This is a genomic window from Actinophytocola sp. (assembly GCF_050699935.1).
GTDB lineage: Bacteria > Actinomycetota > Actinomycetes > Mycobacteriales > Pseudonocardiaceae > Actinophytocola.
The window spans coordinates 1-15742 of the sequence record NZ_JBOHGB010000031.1; the positions used below are offsets into that span (position 1 = coordinate 1).

General features: G+C 69.9%; 17 protein-coding genes and 1 pseudogene. 17 read left to right on the forward strand and 1 reads right to left on the reverse strand.

Features of this window, described 5'->3' with window-relative positions; all coding sequences use genetic code 11:
* A partial coding sequence (locus ACRDTB_RS13250; protein WP_431430466.1) for a BTAD domain-containing putative transcriptional regulator occupies positions 1–1840 on the reverse strand: 1840 nt, incomplete at its 3' end.
* A gap of 198 nt (positions 1841–2038) precedes the next feature.
* Here ACRDTB_RS13250 and ACRDTB_RS13255 point away from each other — a divergent pair.
* The 17 genes and pseudogenes from ACRDTB_RS13255 to ACRDTB_RS13335 all read left to right on the forward strand — a co-directional run bounded on the left by ACRDTB_RS13255 (position 2039) and on the right by ACRDTB_RS13335 (position 15739).
* Positions 2039–2527 (forward strand): hypothetical protein, encoded by a 489-nt coding sequence (locus ACRDTB_RS13255; RefSeq protein WP_431430467.1) that lies wholly within the window; start codon positions 2039–2041, stop codon positions 2525–2527.
* Positions 2528–2576: 49 nt separating this feature from the next.
* Entirely contained in the window at positions 2577–3485 is a 909-nt protein-coding gene (locus ACRDTB_RS13260) for an AfsR/SARP family transcriptional regulator (RefSeq protein WP_431430468.1), read from the forward strand.
* Positions 3486–3762: 277 nt separating this feature from the next.
* Positions 3763–4347: a MauE/DoxX family redox-associated membrane protein gene (locus tag ACRDTB_RS13265; RefSeq protein WP_431430469.1), complete on the forward strand. Its 585-nt coding sequence runs from the start codon at positions 3763–3765 to the stop codon at positions 4345–4347.
* 1 nt (position 4348) lies between these two features.
* On the forward strand, positions 4349–4891 hold the full coding sequence (locus tag ACRDTB_RS13270) for a TlpA family protein disulfide reductase (RefSeq protein WP_431430470.1): 543 nt from the start codon (positions 4349–4351) through the stop codon (positions 4889–4891).
* 8 nt (positions 4892–4899) lie between these two features.
* Entirely contained in the window at positions 4900–6756 is a 1857-nt protein-coding gene (locus ACRDTB_RS13275) for an ABC transporter ATP-binding protein (RefSeq protein WP_431430472.1), read from the forward strand.
* Positions 6753–7199, forward strand: a complete 447-nt coding sequence (locus ACRDTB_RS13280) for a S26 family signal peptidase (protein ID WP_431430473.1) — start codon at positions 6753–6755, stop codon at positions 7197–7199. Before ACRDTB_RS13275 ends, ACRDTB_RS13280 begins: the two co-directional genes overlap by 4 nt.
* Positions 7200–7500: 301 nt before the next feature.
* Positions 7501–7611: pseudogene (locus tag ACRDTB_RS13285) on the forward strand (alanine racemase); the annotation flags it as partial.
* A 109-nt stretch (positions 7612–7720) separates the two neighbouring features.
* Positions 7721–8671, forward strand: coding sequence for a D-alanine--D-alanine ligase (locus ACRDTB_RS13290; protein ID WP_431430474.1), 951 nt, complete (start codon positions 7721–7723; stop codon positions 8669–8671).
* Positions 8668–8790 carry a hypothetical protein gene (locus ACRDTB_RS13295; RefSeq protein WP_431430476.1) on the forward strand — a complete coding sequence of 41 codons (123 nt, stop codon included), beginning with the start codon at positions 8668–8670 and terminating at the stop codon, positions 8788–8790. The genes ACRDTB_RS13290 and ACRDTB_RS13295 overlap by 4 nt, the downstream gene beginning before the upstream one ends.
* Positions 8787–9035 (forward strand): hypothetical protein, encoded by a 249-nt coding sequence (locus tag ACRDTB_RS13300; protein WP_431430477.1) that lies wholly within the window; start codon positions 8787–8789, stop codon positions 9033–9035. The genes ACRDTB_RS13295 and ACRDTB_RS13300 overlap by 4 nt, the downstream gene beginning before the upstream one ends.
* 137 nt (positions 9036–9172) lie before the next feature.
* On the forward strand, positions 9173–9367 hold the full coding sequence (locus tag ACRDTB_RS13305; RefSeq protein ID WP_431430478.1) for a ferredoxin: 195 nt from the start codon (positions 9173–9175) through the stop codon (positions 9365–9367).
* Positions 9368–9443: 76 nt separating this feature from the next.
* Positions 9444–10076: a TetR/AcrR family transcriptional regulator gene (locus ACRDTB_RS13310; RefSeq protein WP_431430479.1), complete on the forward strand. Its 633-nt coding sequence runs from the start codon at positions 9444–9446 to the stop codon at positions 10074–10076.
* 416 nt (positions 10077–10492) lie between these two features.
* Positions 10493–11608 (forward strand): FAS1-like dehydratase domain-containing protein, encoded by a 1116-nt coding sequence (locus tag ACRDTB_RS13315; protein ID WP_431430481.1) that lies wholly within the window; start codon positions 10493–10495, stop codon positions 11606–11608.
* A 16-nt stretch (positions 11609–11624) separates the two neighbouring features.
* Positions 11625–12506 carry an SDR family NAD(P)-dependent oxidoreductase gene (locus ACRDTB_RS13320; protein WP_431430483.1) on the forward strand — a complete coding sequence of 294 codons (882 nt, stop codon included), beginning with the start codon at positions 11625–11627 and terminating at the stop codon, positions 12504–12506.
* Positions 12507–12509: 3 nt separating this feature from the next.
* On the forward strand, positions 12510–13493 hold the full coding sequence (locus ACRDTB_RS13325; protein ID WP_431430484.1) for a TIGR03619 family F420-dependent LLM class oxidoreductase: 984 nt from the start codon (positions 12510–12512) through the stop codon (positions 13491–13493).
* Positions 13466–14353 (forward strand): TIGR03620 family F420-dependent LLM class oxidoreductase, encoded by an 888-nt coding sequence (locus ACRDTB_RS13330; RefSeq protein WP_431430485.1) that lies wholly within the window; start codon positions 13466–13468, stop codon positions 14351–14353. Before ACRDTB_RS13325 ends, ACRDTB_RS13330 begins: the two co-directional genes overlap by 28 nt.
* Before the next feature lie 321 nt (positions 14354–14674).
* Entirely contained in the window at positions 14675–15739 is a 1065-nt protein-coding gene (locus ACRDTB_RS13335) for an extracellular solute-binding protein (RefSeq protein ID WP_431430486.1), read from the forward strand.
* Positions 15740–15742: the final 3 nt, after the last annotated feature.

The following is a 15742-nucleotide window of genomic DNA, read 5'->3' on the forward strand; positions in this document are numbered from 1 at the left end:
CATCCTCGCGCCGCGCCCGGTCGGCGGCGTACCGGCGGAGCAGGTCGTGGCAGGCGTACCGGCCGTGCGCCACCTCGTCGACCAGGTGCGCGCCGGCGAGGGCCGCCAGCCGACGGCCGGCCTCCGTGGTCGTGGTGCCGGTGAGCGCCGCGGCGGCCGCGGTGCCGACATCGACGCCTGGCGCCAGGGCCAGCCGGCGGAACAGCCGCCGCGCGCCGCCGGGCAGGCGGTCGTAGGACAGGTCGAACGTCGCGGACACGGCGCTGCCGGGGTCACCGGGTACGGCCAGCGCCGCCAGCCGGTCGCTGTCTTGCAGCCGCACCACGTAGTCGGCGACGGGTTCCCGTGCGCGGCCGGACAGGTTGGCCGCGGCGATCCGCAGCGCCAACGGCAGGTACCCGCACAGCCGGGCGAGTTCGGTGACCTCCGCCGGCTCGGCCCGCACCCGCTCGACGCCCAGGGCAGCGCGGAGCAGCGCCTCGGCCTCCTCCGGTGTCAGGACCTCCAGGGGCAGCGACCGCGCACCGTCCCTGGCCACCAAGCCGCCGAGGTGGTCGCGGCTGGTCACCAGGACCAGCGACCCGCCACCGCCGGGCAGCAGCGGCCGCACCTGGTCGGCGGCGGCGGCGTTGTCGAGCAGCACCAGCACCCGCCGGTCGGCGAGCAGGCTGCGGTACAGCGCCGCCGCTTCGTCCACATCGGACGGAACGCGCTCGGCGGGCACGCCGAGCGCGTGCAGGAACCGGGCCAGCGCGTCGAGCGGCCGCAGCGGGGGAGCGCCCTGCGCGTAGCCGCGAAGGTTGACGTGCAGCTGGCCGTCTGGGAAGACCTCGCGGACCCGGTGCGCCCAGTGCACCGCGAGCGCGGTCTTGCCCACCCCGGCGGTGCCGTCGATCATCGAGAGCACCACGGCGGCCGGCGGTTCGGTCGTGGCCAGCAGTGAGTCCAGCCGGGCCAGGTCGGACTCGCGGCCGGCGAAGCCCGGCACGTCGGCCGGCAGCTGCGCTGGCGTCGTCACGGGCATGTCGCCGGTCTCCGTCCGGCCGGCGTGCGTGGGAGCCGGCCGGTCCAGTGCCGGATCGCGGCGCAGGACCTGCTCGTGCAGCTGCCTCAACGGGCCACCGGGCTCGTCGCCGAGCGCCTCGACGAGTTGGCGCCGCAGCCGTGCGTAGACTCCGAGGGCCTCGGCCTGGCGCCCGCAGCGGTACAGCGCGAGCATCAGCATGCCGGCGACCGGCTCGGCCATCGGACTGTCGGCGAGCAGGTCCGACAGCGGTCCGACTACCGAGGCGTGCTGGCCCAGCCGTAGCCGCGCGGCGTACCCGTCGGAGAGCAGCGCCAGCCGTTCGTGACCGAGCCCCTCCCGGGTCCGCTCCACCCAGCCGCCGCTCAGCCCGGCGAGTGGCACGCCGTGCCACTGCCGGCTGGCCTCGACCATTAGCTCCACGGCCCGCAGGTCGCCGTCCCAGTCCCGGCCGGCGAGCGCCCGCGCGCGGGCCGTGAGCCGACGGGCGCGGTACAGATCGATCGCATCCTCTTCGACGTCCAGCAGATACCCGCCGCTGACCCGCCGCAGCACGGATCGCCCACCATCTCGCCCGCCGTCCGGGTCGGCCGCGGCCAGCGCTCGCCGCAGCCGTGAGACGTGGGTGTAGAGCACGTTGCGCGGATCGCCGGGCAGCGCCTCGCCCCACACGCGGGACACGAGCTGATCCACCCCGACCGGCTCGCCGGGTGTCATGGCCAGCACGGCCAGAACGCACCGCTGCCGTGGCCGGCCGAGAGGAACCTCCCGGCCACGGTGCCACAGTCGCACCGCGCCCAGCAGCCGCAGTTCCATCGTCTGGCCAGTACGTTGAGGCGCCACGCTGCCCTCCCCTGGGCGTGGACATCGCCGCCACCGAGGTCGGCTGAGGTGGCGCTTCAGCCTAGCCGGATCCGTGACCGTACATCCCCATCCGTGTGCGCGGAATGTGCCCGCATGCCGTCAAGTTCTCGTCAAGGTTCCTGACCAGACCGACCCGGCACGCTCCACCCGATGAGGGATCGGATCGCGATCGGCAACCGCGCGGCGAAGCGGTGGCGGCCCGGGCGGGCCATGATCGGCGTGCTCGCGGTCTTGGTCGCCGTGGGTGTCACCGCCGGGATCCTCGTCACGAACCTCGCCGAAGACGACGACGATGCGCTGGTGGCCGCCGTCCGCGCGTACGTCGACGCCATCGCACGTGGCGATGCGTCACGCGCCAACGCCATGGTGGATCCGGTCGCGGCGGTCGCGGCCGTGTCGTCGATCGGTTCGGCGCTCGCCGCGCACGCGGAGGCCCGCGCCGTGCTCGCCGGGCTGAGCGATGCGTCCGCCCTCGGCGCGATCTGCGTGATCGCCGGCGTCGGCACCACCAGCGCCCCGGAGGACCGCGCCCCGATCGTCGGCCTGCTCCCTCCGGCCGTCGGTGGGGAGTTCGTCGCGCTGCTGCTCACCGCCGTCATCACCGATGCCCGCGCCGACACCCACGGCAGAGCTCGCTGAGACGACCCTCCATTGTGGACTCTGGTGGAGAGGGGACGGAACTCGGAACATGTCGCAACGACTGTATTTCTCGGTGCTGGGGACCGTGCGAGTGACCCGCGCCGGGCAACCGGTCCGGCTCGGCGGCCCCAGGCTGCGCACCTTGCTGGCCACTCTGCTGTTGTGCGCCGGCCGGCCGGTCTCGTTGGAGCGAATCGGCGACCGACTCTGGGAGCACACGCCGCCCGCGCAGGTTCGGCGCGTGATCCAGACCTACATTGTGCGGCTGCGCCAGGTCCTGGACGGGCACGACCTCATCCAGACCGACCCCGGCGGTTACCTGATCCGCGTCGACCCGGATCAGCTCGACGTGCTGAGGTTCGACACGCTGCTCGGCGTCGCCACCGCCACATCCGACGTTGCCCGGCGGGCCGCGCTGCTGAGCGAGGCGCTGAGCCTGTGGCGGGGCCCGGCCTGTGCCGACATCGTTTCGAGCGTGCTGCAGTCTCGCGACGTCGCACCGATCGGGGAGCGGCGGCTCGATGCCGAAGAGCGGCTCATCGACGCGGAACTGGCCCTCGGCCGGCATGTCGCGCGAGTACCCCACCTGCGCAGGCTCGTCGTCGAGTACCCGTTGCGGGAACGGTTCACCGCACAGCTGATGCTCGCGCTGTACCGGTCGGGTCGGCGGGCGGACGCGCTCACCGCGTATCTGCGTACCCGCGACGTCCTGGTCGAGGAGTTCGGCATCGAGCCCGGTGCCGAGCTGCAACAGGTGCATCGCCAGGTGCTCGGTGCCGGCCCCGGGACAGACCCGCCCGGCCCGGTGGCCGAACGACTGCACGTCTACGCGCTCCACATCGCCCGCGCGATCGGGGACCACGCCGTCGAACGCGTTGCGCTGGCCGGCCTCGCGGAGATCCGGCAGCTGCGGCAGGGCACCGCGACCGTCAACGGAACGGCGGTGAAGCAGATCTGAAGGCGGGGTTTGCCAGACTCCACCTTGGCGGCGAGCTGGACGTTCGGCCGGCTCGAGAACCTCCCGGAGGGAGTCGTGATGCGCGCAATCATCGGAAGTATGGCGGACCGCTTGGTGAGTTTCGTGGTCCCGAAGACGACGGCCGGGGCATGTCCGTGCGGTGACTGCGTGGTCCAGAGCTGCGGCACCTGCTCAGGTGGCCGTCGTAGGCGCCAGTGCTACAACTGCAACTGTCAGCCGACCGGGTCGTCGTGCGTCGCGTGCTAATGACACTGGCTTGTCCTACCTGCTGATCGGCCTGCTGGCCGTACCCACTGTCGTCTTTGGACTGTCCGCGTGGAGCAAGCTGGTGGCGCAGCGCGCCTTCGCGGCATCGCTGCGGCCGTTGCGGATGATGCCGCAGCGCCTCATCCGGCCGGTGGCCGTGGTGGTCACGGCCGCGGAGCTGGCCGTGGCGGTCGGACTCGGCTGGACCATTCTGGCCGGCATCGGCCTGGCACCGGCCGGGCCGGCTGTCGGCCTGGTGTCACTGATCATGGCTGGTGTGCTGCTCGCGGTCCTGACCGTGGGGATCGCCTTGGCGTTGCGGCGCGGCGCGCGGGCCACGTGCGCGTGCTTCGGAGCGACCGCGCGGCCGCTCGGCGGCCGTCACCTCGTCCGCAACGGGTTCCTGATCGCGGTGGTGCTCGCCGGGTTGGTGGTGCGCGCGCTGACCGGCGACGGGACCGCCGAGTTCGCCGGCGCTGTGGTCGGCCTGGCGGGCGGAGCCCTCGGTGCGCTGATCCTGGTCCGCCTCGACGACCTGGTCGAGCTGTTCGCGCCGACCCGTCCCACGCAACCGGTTTCGCCTACGAGGAGCTGAGATGGCAGCACTCACCGCCGCGGTCGTCCTGGTCGGTCTGCTCGGCGTGGTCAACCTGCTGTTTTCGTTCGGGATCATCCGCCGGCTGAGCGAACACACCGAACTGCTCGACGGGTTCGGCCGACGTCCGGCGAGCGAGCCGATCGTCCTCGAAGCGGGTCGCGCCGTCGCGGACTTCGACGCCCGCACGGTGGACGGCGCGCGGGTGAGCCGGGACGACCTCGCCGGCACCACCCTGGTCGGTGTGTTCTCGCCGGGTTGCGCGGCCTGCGAGGTTCAGTTGGACGAGTTCGTCGCCTATGCGCGGACGCATCCGGGCGGCCGGCGCCAGGCGCTGGCGGTCGTGGTCGGTTCCGAGGCGGAGTCCGCGTCGTACGTCGAGCGGCTCGCCGCGGCGGCACAGGTGGTGCGGGAGCCGGTGGACGGACCGGTGAGCGAATCGCTTGCGGTGCGAGGGTTTCCCGCGTTCGTATTGCTCGACGGCGACATCGCGCGGGTGAGCGGCTCCGCGGTCGGCGAGCTGCCCGCCGCGGTCGCCGGCTGACTCGCCTGATGAACGACGCTCCGGACGCCGGTGCAGGGAGGCTCGCCGCCAACGTGTGCTCGGCGGTCCGGCTGGCCTGGCGGGCTGCCCCGCTCTGGTTGGTCGGCTATGTCGCGGGGACCGTCGTGGCCGGTGCGCTGCCGGTGGCCGGTGTATGGCTGCTCAAGGACGTGCTGGATGCCCTGGCTGCCGGTGGCGGAGCCTGGCTGACCGGCGCGATCGGCTTGGCGGCGGCCGGTTTCGGCACCGCCGTGCTGCCGGCGATCACGACGTACGTCCACAACCAGGCTGGCCGCCGGATCGGCTGGCACGCGCAGTCGGACCTCTACCTGGCCACCGCCCGGCAGGTAGGGCTGGCGCGGTTGGAGGACCCGGCCTTCCAGGACCGGCTGCGGATGGCGCAGACGGCCGGCCGGTCCGTGCCGGCGCAGGTCGTCGATGGCCTGATCGCGATGACCCAGAGCACCATCACCCTCGTCGGGCTGGTCGGCGTGCTCGCGGTGATCAGCCCTCTCGCCGCGGCGTTCGCAATACTCGGCGGCGTACCGGCGCTGGTAGCGCAGATCCAACTCAGCCGCGCCCGCGCGCAGCTCCTGTGGCGGATCAGCCCGGTCGAGCGCCGCGAGCTGTTCTACATGGAGCTGCAGACCAGTCTCGCCGCGGCGAAGGAGCTGCGCTTGCTCGGACTGTTCGAGCTGTTCCGGATGCGGATGCTCGGAGAGCTGGCGGTCGCCGATCGGGAACGCCGGCGGCTGGACGGTCGGGAACTCCGGCTGCAGGTCGGTCTCAGCGTGCTGAGCGCGGCGGTGGGCGGCGGTGGTCTGGTCTGGGCGATCATCTCCGCCAGCCGAGGCGGTCTGACCCTCGGTGAGGTATCCGCGTTCGTCGCCGGGATGACCGGGCTGCTGGCCGGCATGGGCACCATCGTCGATCAGGTCGCCATGGTCCACCACGCGCTGCTGATGTACGGCCACTTCCGGACGGTGCTGGAGGCCGAGCCTGACCTCGCGCTCGCGGCGGACCCGGTGCCCGTGCCGGCGCTTGGCCGCGGGATCGAGCTGCGCGACGTGTGGTTCCGGTACGCCCCGGACCAGGACTGGGTGTTGCGCGGGGTCGACCTGGTGATCCCGCACGGCCAGGCGACGGCGCTGGTCGGACTCAACGGCGCGGGCAAGAGCACCCTGGTCAAGCTGCTGTGCCGGTTCTACGACCCCGAGCGAGGAGCGATCCTGTGGGACGGGGTCGACCTGCGGAAGCTGTCGGTGGTGCAGCTGCGGGAACACATCGGCGCGCTGTTCCAGGACTACATGAGCTACGACCTGTCGGCGGCGGAGAACATCGGCCTCGGAGACGTGACCGGCCTCGACGACGACACCCGAATCCGTGCCGCCGCCGGGCGCGCCGGCGTCCACCAGATCGTCAGGTCGCTGCCGCGCGGATACGGCACCCTGTTGTCCCGGCTGTTCGCCCCGGAGCCCGGTTCGGTTGAGGAAGGGTCGGGGACGGGCGTGTTGCTGTCGGGTGGGCAGTGGCAGCGGCTGGCGTTGGCTCGGGCGTTCATGCGGGACCGGAGAGACCTGCTCATCCTGGACGAGCCGAGCTCCGGTCTCGACGCGGCCGCCGAGTACGAGATTCATCGAGAGTTGCGGCGGCATCGGGCAGGCGCCACCAGCGTGCTGATCTCGCACCGCCTCGGCGCCATCCGCGATGCCGACCGGATCGTCGTGCTGTCCGGTGGACGGATCACCGAACACGGGTCGCACGACGCCCTGCTGACGGCCGGCGGCGAGTATGCCCGGTTGTTTCACATGCAGGCCGAGGGCTACCAACCCGGGACGGTTGATGCGCGGGTCGTCCCGGGATGATCGGGGCGACCATCGGCGCGGCACTGGCGGTCTCCCTGGCCGCCGCGGTGATCGCGTTGCGGCGCCGGTTCGTCTCCGTGCTCGTCGAGGGCACCAGCATGGAGCCGACGCTGAGCGCCGGTCAGCGCGTGCTGGTCCGCCGCACCGGTGCCGAGCGCATCCACTGCGGACAGTTGGTCGTACTGGCCCGCCCAACCGGAGCGGTCACCCGGCCCGAGCCGGGTGACCCACCCTGGCTGATCAAACGGGTCGCCGCCGTGGCTGGGGACCCGGTCCCCCGAGACACCGTGCCGGCGCTGCGGTACGCCAGCGAGCCGCGGGTCCCGGCCGGCCGGCTGGTTGTGCTCGGCGACAACCAGGCCGCCAGCTACGACTCACGCCGAGCCGGATACTTCACCGCAAGCACCGTGCTCGGCGTCGTCGTCCGCTTGCCGCGAGCCTGACCCGACGGTCTGAGGCGTCGGCCTGGCGGCCGGCAGGAGCGCCCAGACCTGAAGCCGATTACACGCCACCGCGCCAGCCGCCGACCCTTCCACGTTGATCTCGTCATGTTGTTGCTGCTCGTCGGCGGAGTCGGGTGCGGTGGTGGAACCTTCGGGCGCGGGCTTGGTGGCGGCGTCGCCGCCAGACTCAGTGCGGATGGTGGGCTTGGGACTGTTGGTGGCGGGTGGCCGGTAGGAACAAGTGTTGATCTCGGCGACGGTTAGGGCGATCAGCCCGGGATCGTCAGGTGGCTGCTCGTCGATGGACCAGGCCGTGGTGGATCTGGGGGACGAGCCGGTCGATCCGGGCGCCGAGGCGGTGGTGTTCGGCCCGGGCGACGGCGGTGAGCCGACCGTCGACGACTGGGCGGGCTGGGCAGGCACCATCCCGCACGAGATCGTGACTCGAATCGGTCCCCGCGTGCGGCGGAGCGTCCGGTGGCGAGCTTGCGAGCGAACCATTCAACACCGGGCGACTCCGGGTGGCGGTGATCGGCGGCGGACAGAACTGCGAGCACGCCGTCTCCCTCGCCTCCGCGGCCTCGGTGCGCGCGGCGCTCGACCCGGCCCGGTACGAGGTCGTGGCGCTGACCATCCGCCGCGACGGCAGGTGGCTGGGCCCGGACGAGCAGCCGCTCGGCTCCTCGACGGCCGGCAGCCTCGCTGCCGCGCTCGCGGTGATGGCCGAGTGCGACATGGTGATGCCTCTGGTGCACGGACCACGAGGTGAGGGACGGGACCCTCGCGGCATTGTGCGAGCTGGCGGGCATCCCCTGCGTCGGGGCGCCGGTGCACTCGCGATGGACAAGTGGGCGACCAAGCTGGTGGCCGAGGCCGTCGGCGTGCGCACCGCGCCGGGCCGGCTGGTCACCGAGGCCAACCTACCGACCGTGGTCTTCGACGGGCGAGTGGTGGTCAAGCCGGTCGCCGCGGGGTCGAGCTTCGGAGTGCGCCTGGTCGCCACCGAGGAGGAGCTCGAACCGGCACTGCGGGCGGCGCCGGCCCTGGACGACCGGGTGCTGGTGGAGCAGGTGGTGGTCGGCCGGGAGGTCGACGTCGCGGTGCTCGACGACCCGGACGGCGGGCGCCGGGGTAGGGCCGCCGCTGGAGATTCTCTCGTCGACGGGCACCTGTTCGACACCGCGACGAAGTACGACGGAAGCGCCGCATTCGTGATCCCGGCTCAGCTGACCGAAACCGAGGCCGAGGCGCTGACAGACTCGGCCCTGCGGGTGTACGACGCGCTCGGCTGCCGCCGCATCGCGAGGGTCGACTTCTTCCTGACCCCGGACGGGCTGGTGCTCAACGAGGTCAACACGATGCCGGGGATGACCGCCGAGTCCCAGGTGCCCAAGATGTTCGCCGCCGACGGGCTGACCTACCCGGAGTTCTTGGACCGGCTCGTCCGGTCGGTGCCGGGGATCGTCAGGTGAGTGTCTCAGGTGGACGGATCGTCGGCCTCGACGTGTCGCGGGGGATCACGATCCTGCTCGTGATGTTGCGTCACGCGTTCCCCGACACCTCCCCGGCGCCGGTGTCGTTGGTGTCGTGACGATCTTCGCGCTCAGCGGCTACCTGATCACGGGCGTGCTGACCACGGACCTGACCACGACCGGCCGGGTCGACTACCGGCGGTTCCATCTCCGCCGCGCCCGTAGGCTCTTGCCCGCACTGTCCACGGTGAACGGAGTGTCCAGGTCGACCACCCGTACGGCGAGCCCGACAACCCGGTCAGCGACCGTGACCTGGAACGGACGTTCCTCGGTTTCGCGAGCCCGGTCGTCGGCGCGCACCTGACGTCATCGCGCACGCACGAACCGTGAGCCGGCGCGGCCAACCCCCGCCCGCGACGGCTCGTCACCTGCCGGGCGCGCGTCGCGAAAGTTTAGGTCGACCGGTCGAACTGTAGCCTGTCCGCGTGGGAGAATACGACGATGCGAGTTGACGTGGCGCGGGACAGATGCTGCGGATACGGGGCGTGCGTGAGCGTCGCGCCCGAGGTGTTCGACATCGGTGACGACGAGATCGCGGTCGTGCTGATCGGTGGTGAGTTGAGGGCCGACCTGCATGGCCGGGTGACGGACGCGGCACATGCCTGCCCGAACGACGCGGTCCTCATCGAGGAATGAATGGTCCGAAGAAGCGATTTCCGTCCGAGTTGGACGGGTACGATGCGTACCTCGGGGCGTCATACAGGGAGACAGCATGGTGGGTCGCACGCGGAAGCAACGTCCGAGCAATACTCAGTACGCAATCCGCCGGAATGAGATAGTAGACCAGGCCGCAGAGTTGTTCGCTCGAAACGGCTACGCCGCCACGGGCATCCGCGAGATCGGTGACGCCGCACAGCTCGCCCGGGGAGCCCTCTACTACTACATCAACTCGAAAGAGGCGCTCCTGGAAGAGATCCACGACCGCGTCATGGATCCCCTGCTCGAAGAGGCCCGCAAAATCAAGGCCCTGGAGTGCAGCCCGTCCGCACGCCTGAGGATGATCTCCGAGGTCCTGCTGCGCGCGATCATCGAACGTCGGGACCACGTCTGGGTCTTCCTGCACGAGTACCGGTCGTTGACGGGGCAGCGGCGGGTCAACTTCAAACGCAAGCGGGCCGTATTCGAGAAAATCGTCGGTGACCTGCTGGCTGAGGGCGTCGACGAGGGGGAGTTCGAGATAGACGACCCGCCGATGACCTCGTTGGCCTTTCTCGGTATGCACCACTACACCTACCAGTGGGTGCAGCGCCACCCGGACATGGACCCGAAGATCGTGTCCGACATCTATTGCGGAATATTCTTCGACGGTATTCGGGTGGGTCGCGACAAGAAGGCCGGTTCGTAGTCCGGCGGTGACCGTACGGAGGCCGCGGGAGCCACGGCTCCCGCGGCCTCCGCGTGTCTCCCGGGAGTCCTCTGCGCCCACATGCGCGCCCACCCGCCCGTGACGGATGCGCATGTGGACGGTCACCGTATGCGAGGACGTCGCACGTCAACGCCGATATGAAGGGTTGGCACCCCTTGCGTTCTCGACGGGTGGCACCCATACTGTTGAGCAGTCAGTACAAAGCTCGTCGTCGAGATGGGAGTCCGCCATGGGCTTCGCGGCGCTGGACGCGACGTAGGGCGTCAGTGGCGACGGGGTGACCGCTCCGAAATGCCATGTCGCAGCCCATCCCGGGCTGTGTGATTCGTGCTGGAAATACGCGGGAATGAGCTGTTGGATCCGGCCGGTCGCGCACGTCATGAGAGGTGTCGTAATTGTTCCAGACGACCAGTGGAATCGAGGACGAGGAGCTGGCCGAGGCTCGCAAGCTGATTGGTGAGAAGGTCCGGCTCCCGGAGCTGTTCAACACGATCGCGACGCGGGAGTCGATCAGGCACTTCGCCTACGGGTGCGGCGATGACAACCCGCTCTGGTGCGACAAGGCGTACGCACGTGAGCACGGGCACGACCGGATCATGGCCCCGCCGACGTACCTGTACAGCGTGTTCCCCCCGGGCGTCTGTCCGGCTTTCCCTGGACTGCAAGGCTTTCACGCCGGAAGCCGATGGGAGTTCGAGACGCCCGTGCTCGAGGACGAGCAGATCGACGTCAGCGCGGAGCTGGACGACATCAAGGACGTCATGGGGAAGCGGTCGGGTCGGACGCTGATCATGTGCGGTCGCACCGAGTACCGGGACACGAACGGCCGGCTCCTCGCGGTGAACCACTCCAAGACGTTCCGAAAGCCGCGACCGGGCTCGCCTGGCGGGCTCAAGGTCGAACGGCCTCGCTTCCAGCCGAGCGAGTCGGAGATCGAGGCCATCGAGAACGAGATCGTGAGCTACCGGCGGCGCGGTGCCGAGCCGCGGTACGGCGACAGCGTCACCGTCGGCGAAGCCTTGCCGCGCAGGCTCAAGGGCCCACTGGTGATCGAGGACATCATCGCGTTCGCCATGGCCATCGGAAACGTGATGAGCGGGGAGCTGGCGGTCAAGAACCGGCACTTCTACCGCCAGCATCCCGAGCAGGCGCCCACCCACCGGCCGCTCGGCTGGCTGCTCGAGCGCGTGCCGCCGGCGGCCGGGCACATGAACCCCGACGTCGCCAAAGCCGTGGGCATGCCCGCCGTCTACGACAACGGCTGGTTGCGCATGTGCTGGATGGGGCAGTTCGTCACGGACTGGATGGGCGACGCCGGCCGGTTGCGGGTGCTGGACGTGCGGCTCAGGTTGCCGAACCTCGTCGGTGACCTGCTGAAGATCACCGGCGAGGTCGTGTCGGTCTCACCGGGGCAGGACAGCACCCGGGTCGAGTTGGCGATCCGGGCACACCGGCAGGACGACGAGCTCAGTTGCCACGGAACGGCGACTGTCGAGCTACCACATCGATGAGAAGGTAAGCCAGCCAATGAGTATTGATCTGACCGGAAAAGCCGCGGTGGTCACGGGAGCCGGGCGGGGGCTCGGCGCGGCGATCGCGAAGGCGCTGGCCGCGGCCGGCGCACGGGTGGTGGTCAACGACATCGGTGTGGAGGTCGACGGGTCCGGGCCGTCGGCGGGACCCGCCGAGGAGGTCGTGAAGGCGATCATCGATACCGGTGGTGAGGCGATCGTGTCCACGGACTCCGTCGCGACCATGGACGGCGGCCGGCGCATCATCGGCACCGCGGTCGAGGCGTTCGGCAGCCTCGACGTCGTCGCCTGTGCGGCCGGGATCATGCGGCCGGCGTCGATCTTCGAGATGTCCGAGGACGACTGGGACCTGGTGCTGACCACCAACCTCAAGGGCCACTTCACCGTGCTGCAGCCCGCGTGCGTTCAGATGCGGGAGCAGCAGTCCGGCTCGATCATGACGTTCAGCTCGTCCGGTGGCCTGGAAGGGAACCCGAACCAGCCGAACTACTCCGCGTCGAAGGAAGGCATTCTCGGGCTCACGCGCGCGGTGGCACTCTCGATCGCCCCCTACGCGAGGTGCAACGCCATCGTGCCGTCCGGCCGGAGCCGGATGACCGACCATCCCAAGCTGGCCACTCCGGGCCGCGTGGTGCCGGGCCCGGAACTCGTGGCTCCGCTCGCGCTGTTCCTCGCCAGCGACGCCAGCGCCCACATCACGGGGCAGGCGATCGCCATCGGCGGCGAGCGGTTGGCGACGTTCCCGCAGCCGAGGCCGAGCCGAGTCTCCTATCGCGACAGTGGGTGGACCGCCGAGACGGTGCGGGCGGCGTTCGCGGGGAACAACCTCGTCGCCGACGAGCTGGTGCGGTACCGCCGCTACTTCCCGCAGGGCTGACGCGTGCTGCCGCGGGTCGGGCTGAACATCGCGCCGCTGCCGGCGCACCTGATGCTGGCGGCGGGGCGCCGGGCCGAGGAGCTCGGGTTCGAGTCGCTCTGGCTCGGGGAGCACCTCGCCGTGCCGGTGGCGGCCGAGTCCGAGTACCCGGCCGGTGGGGGAGCACAGCCGTTCACCGTGACGACGGCGTGGCTGGATCCCATGCTGGTGCTGTCACACGTCGCCGCGGCGACCTCGACGATCCGGCTCGGCGTCGGCATCTACATCGCCCCGCTGCGCAGCCCGGTCATCACGGCCAAGGCGTTCACGACGCTCGACCACCTCTGCGGCGGTCGGCTGGAGTTCGCCTGGGGCGTGGGGTGGATGCGGGAGGAGTTCGACCTCGCCGGGGCGGACTTCACCACCCGAGGCCGGCGGATGGACGAGATCCTCGACATCTTCGAGGTGCTGTTCTCCGACGAGTCGTTCCCGTCGTATGGCGGCACGTACTACTCGTTCCCGCCGATCGGCTTCTATCCGAAGCCGGTCGTGGGTCCGCGGCGGTCACGAATCGTCGGCGGCGGGTACTCCGAGGCCGCGTTCCGCCGGTCCGCGCGCTGCGACGGCTGGTACGGGCACCTCGACCGGCTGGACACGTCTCCGCCGAGGCAGGGAATCTGCTCGCCGGAGGTGGCTCGGGAGTTCACGCACCGGTTCCGGACGATCCGGCGGGAACGGGGCGGAAACCCGGAGGACTTCGAGATCAGCGGTGCGGTGCGTGGGCTGGCGAGCCGCGACGAGCTCCACGACCTCGGCGAGGCGGGGATCGACCGGGTCGTGGTGAATCCGTGGGCTCATCGGGGTGAGCCGGAGGTCGGCAGTGCCACCTCCTTCGAACCGGCCGAGGAGTACGCGGCCGACATCGGCCTGCGACCGGTACTCACCCATGACGTGTGCCGGCCGAACGACGAGGAGCCGAAGTGGACAGTGACGAGCGGCCAGGCGTGATCACGTCGATGGCCGAACGGCTTGGCCGGACGGGCCTCTGGACGTCCATGCGCCACGTGCCCGACCGCGAGGCCGCCGTGAAGCTCGCGGTCGAGTGCGAGACGGCGAGCGTGCCGGCACTCTGGCTCCCCGGCAGCATCGACAACAGGTCGCTGCGCTACTTCGAGGACATGCTCGCGGCCACCGAGAACCTGGTCGTCGCGAGTGGCGTGGCGAACATCGCGGCCGAACCGCCCCGCGCGGTGGTCGACGTGCTGACCGGCGCGCTCGACCGGTTTCCGCAGCGGTTTCTACTCGGGCTCGGGGTGAGCCATGCGAAGCCGATCGCCGAGCACGGTCTCGGGTCCGCGAAGGCGCCGCTGCGGCGGATGCGGTCCTATCTGGACGGCCTGGCCGCCGCGGGAATGCCGAGCTCGTCGGTCGTGCTCGGCGCGCAGGGGCCGAAGATGCTCGGTATGGCGGCCGAGCGCTGTGCCGGGTGCCATCCCTACCTCGTGACTCCCGAGCACACGGGATTGGCGCGGCGGATCGTCGGTGCCGGGCTCGTCATGCCGGAGCAGACCGTCGCGGTTGGTAGCGATCCCGCCAGCGCCCGGGCCACGGCTCGAGCGTTCCTCACTCGGTACCTCCAGTTCCCGAACTACACGCGGAACTGGGAGAAACTCGGCTTGACGGAGGATCTTTCGGGGGCTCCGAGCGACCGGCTGGTCGATGCCATCGTGGTGTCGGGGTCGCCAGCCCGGGTCGCCGAGCGAATACGTCGGCACCATGACGCGGGGGCCGACCACGTCGCGATCCAGTTCCTCGGTGAGCCAGCTGCCGCGCTGGACGCATATCGTGAAATAGCCACACTCGTCTGAAAATGGTTGGTGCGGAACCGCCGCCGGAAATACCGTCAGCCACCGACTCGACCGTTTCCGTCGCGCCGGTTGTGAAATGGCGTTCAAATTCCAGAATAGCAACGAACGCGACTCGATTTACGAGCATCCAGAAGATTGGTAGTTGCTTTGTACAGAGTGGTCGATTAGGATTGCGCAATCGGTCGTCCATATGAGACGACGTGTCAGTTCCGGCGGAACCTGCGCGCCGCGCTGAGCTTAGTGAAGCATGAGTCGTCGAGCACTCGCATTGTAACAGCAGCTCGATTTCAAACACATCGACGTGATATTGGAGAAGGCTCGATGAGTGGCAGTATGGGCGCTCGAATCGGCAGTAGAATTCGATGGGTCGTCGTCCCCCTGGCCGCGGCTCTCGTTGCCGCGTGCGGTAGCAGTGCGGACGAGGCGGCCGGGACCGTGGGCAGCAGTTCGGCCGACATCGAGGAGTTGGCCAAGGAGGAGGGGCAACTCGTCTGGTACTCGGGTAGTGACCCGGGCGCGGCCGAGCAGATCGTGAAGGCTTTCACCGAGAAGTACGGGATCGAGGTCGAGAACGTACGCCTCTCGAGTGGTCCGCTCGTCCAGCGGTTCAAGTCCGAGGTCTCCGCCGGCGCGCCGAGCGCGGACGTCATTCTCACGGTGGACAAGGCGTTCTTCGACGAGGCGGACAAGGAAGGTTGGATCACTCCGCTGAAGACCGAAGAGGTCGTGCTTCCGGAGATCGCCGAGTGGTCCGACGACGAGATGGCGAACCCTTCCGCGATGATCGTCGCGTACAACGTCTTCGTCGGGTCGTACAACACGAAGGTGGTGGGCGACTTCGAGCCGAAGACGTGGAAGGACCTGCTCGATCCGAGGCTCAAGGACAAGCTCATCGTGAGCGATCCGCGGAACTCGACGGCATGGGCGAGCTTCTTCAACATGGTGCTGCACGACCCCGAGCTCGGGGAGTCCTATCTCGAGGGCATTGGCGCGCAGAACCCGCGGGTGACCGACACGCTCACCGGTGTGCAGCTGCTCGGCGCGGGTGAGGGCGGTGCGCTGATCGGCAGCCCGCAGGTGAGCCTTGCGCCACTGCTCGACAAGGGAGCGCCGATCAAGAGTTTCGTGTTCCAAGATCCGGCCATTCGCAGCCCGCACTTCCAGGCGGCCGTGACCGACGCCCAGCACCCGAACGCGGCTCGGCTGTTCATCGCCTTCATGGCGAGTGAGGAAGGCCAGCAGATCTACAACGCGGCACACAAGACCGCGTCGCCTCTCGGCCCTCTCGAAGGCGCGCTGGAAATGCCGTCCGGAACCGTCGACCCACCCGTCGACCAGGTGAAGGCCGAACTGCCGAAGATCCTCGACCTGCTGGGCATCACCTGAGGC

Excerpts from the sequence above, each read along its gene's own strand:
- ACRDTB_RS13280 (WP_431430473.1), top strand. The coding sequence starts at position 6,753 with ATGATCGGGGCGACCATCGGCGCGGCACTGGCGGTCTCCCTGGCCGCC.
- ACRDTB_RS13320 (WP_431430483.1), top strand. The coding sequence starts at position 11,625 with ATGAGTATTGATCTGACCGGAAAAGCCGCGGTGGTCACGGGAGCCGGG.
- ACRDTB_RS13270 (WP_431430470.1), top strand. The coding sequence starts at position 4,349 with ATGGCAGCACTCACCGCCGCGGTCGTCCTGGTCGGTCTGCTCGGCGTG.
- ACRDTB_RS13275 (WP_431430472.1), top strand. The coding sequence starts at position 4,900 with ATGAACGACGCTCCGGACGCCGGTGCAGGGAGGCTCGCCGCCAACGTG.
- ACRDTB_RS13255 (WP_431430467.1), top strand. The coding sequence starts at position 2,039 with ATGAGGGATCGGATCGCGATCGGCAACCGCGCGGCGAAGCGGTGGCGG.
- ACRDTB_RS13260 (WP_431430468.1), top strand. The coding sequence starts at position 2,577 with ATGTCGCAACGACTGTATTTCTCGGTGCTGGGGACCGTGCGAGTGACC.
- ACRDTB_RS13335 (WP_431430486.1), top strand. The coding sequence starts at position 14,675 with ATGAGTGGCAGTATGGGCGCTCGAATCGGCAGTAGAATTCGATGGGTC.
- ACRDTB_RS13305 (WP_431430478.1), top strand. The coding sequence starts at position 9,173 with ATGCGAGTTGACGTGGCGCGGGACAGATGCTGCGGATACGGGGCGTGC.
- ACRDTB_RS13310 (WP_431430479.1), top strand. The coding sequence starts at position 9,444 with ATGGTGGGTCGCACGCGGAAGCAACGTCCGAGCAATACTCAGTACGCA.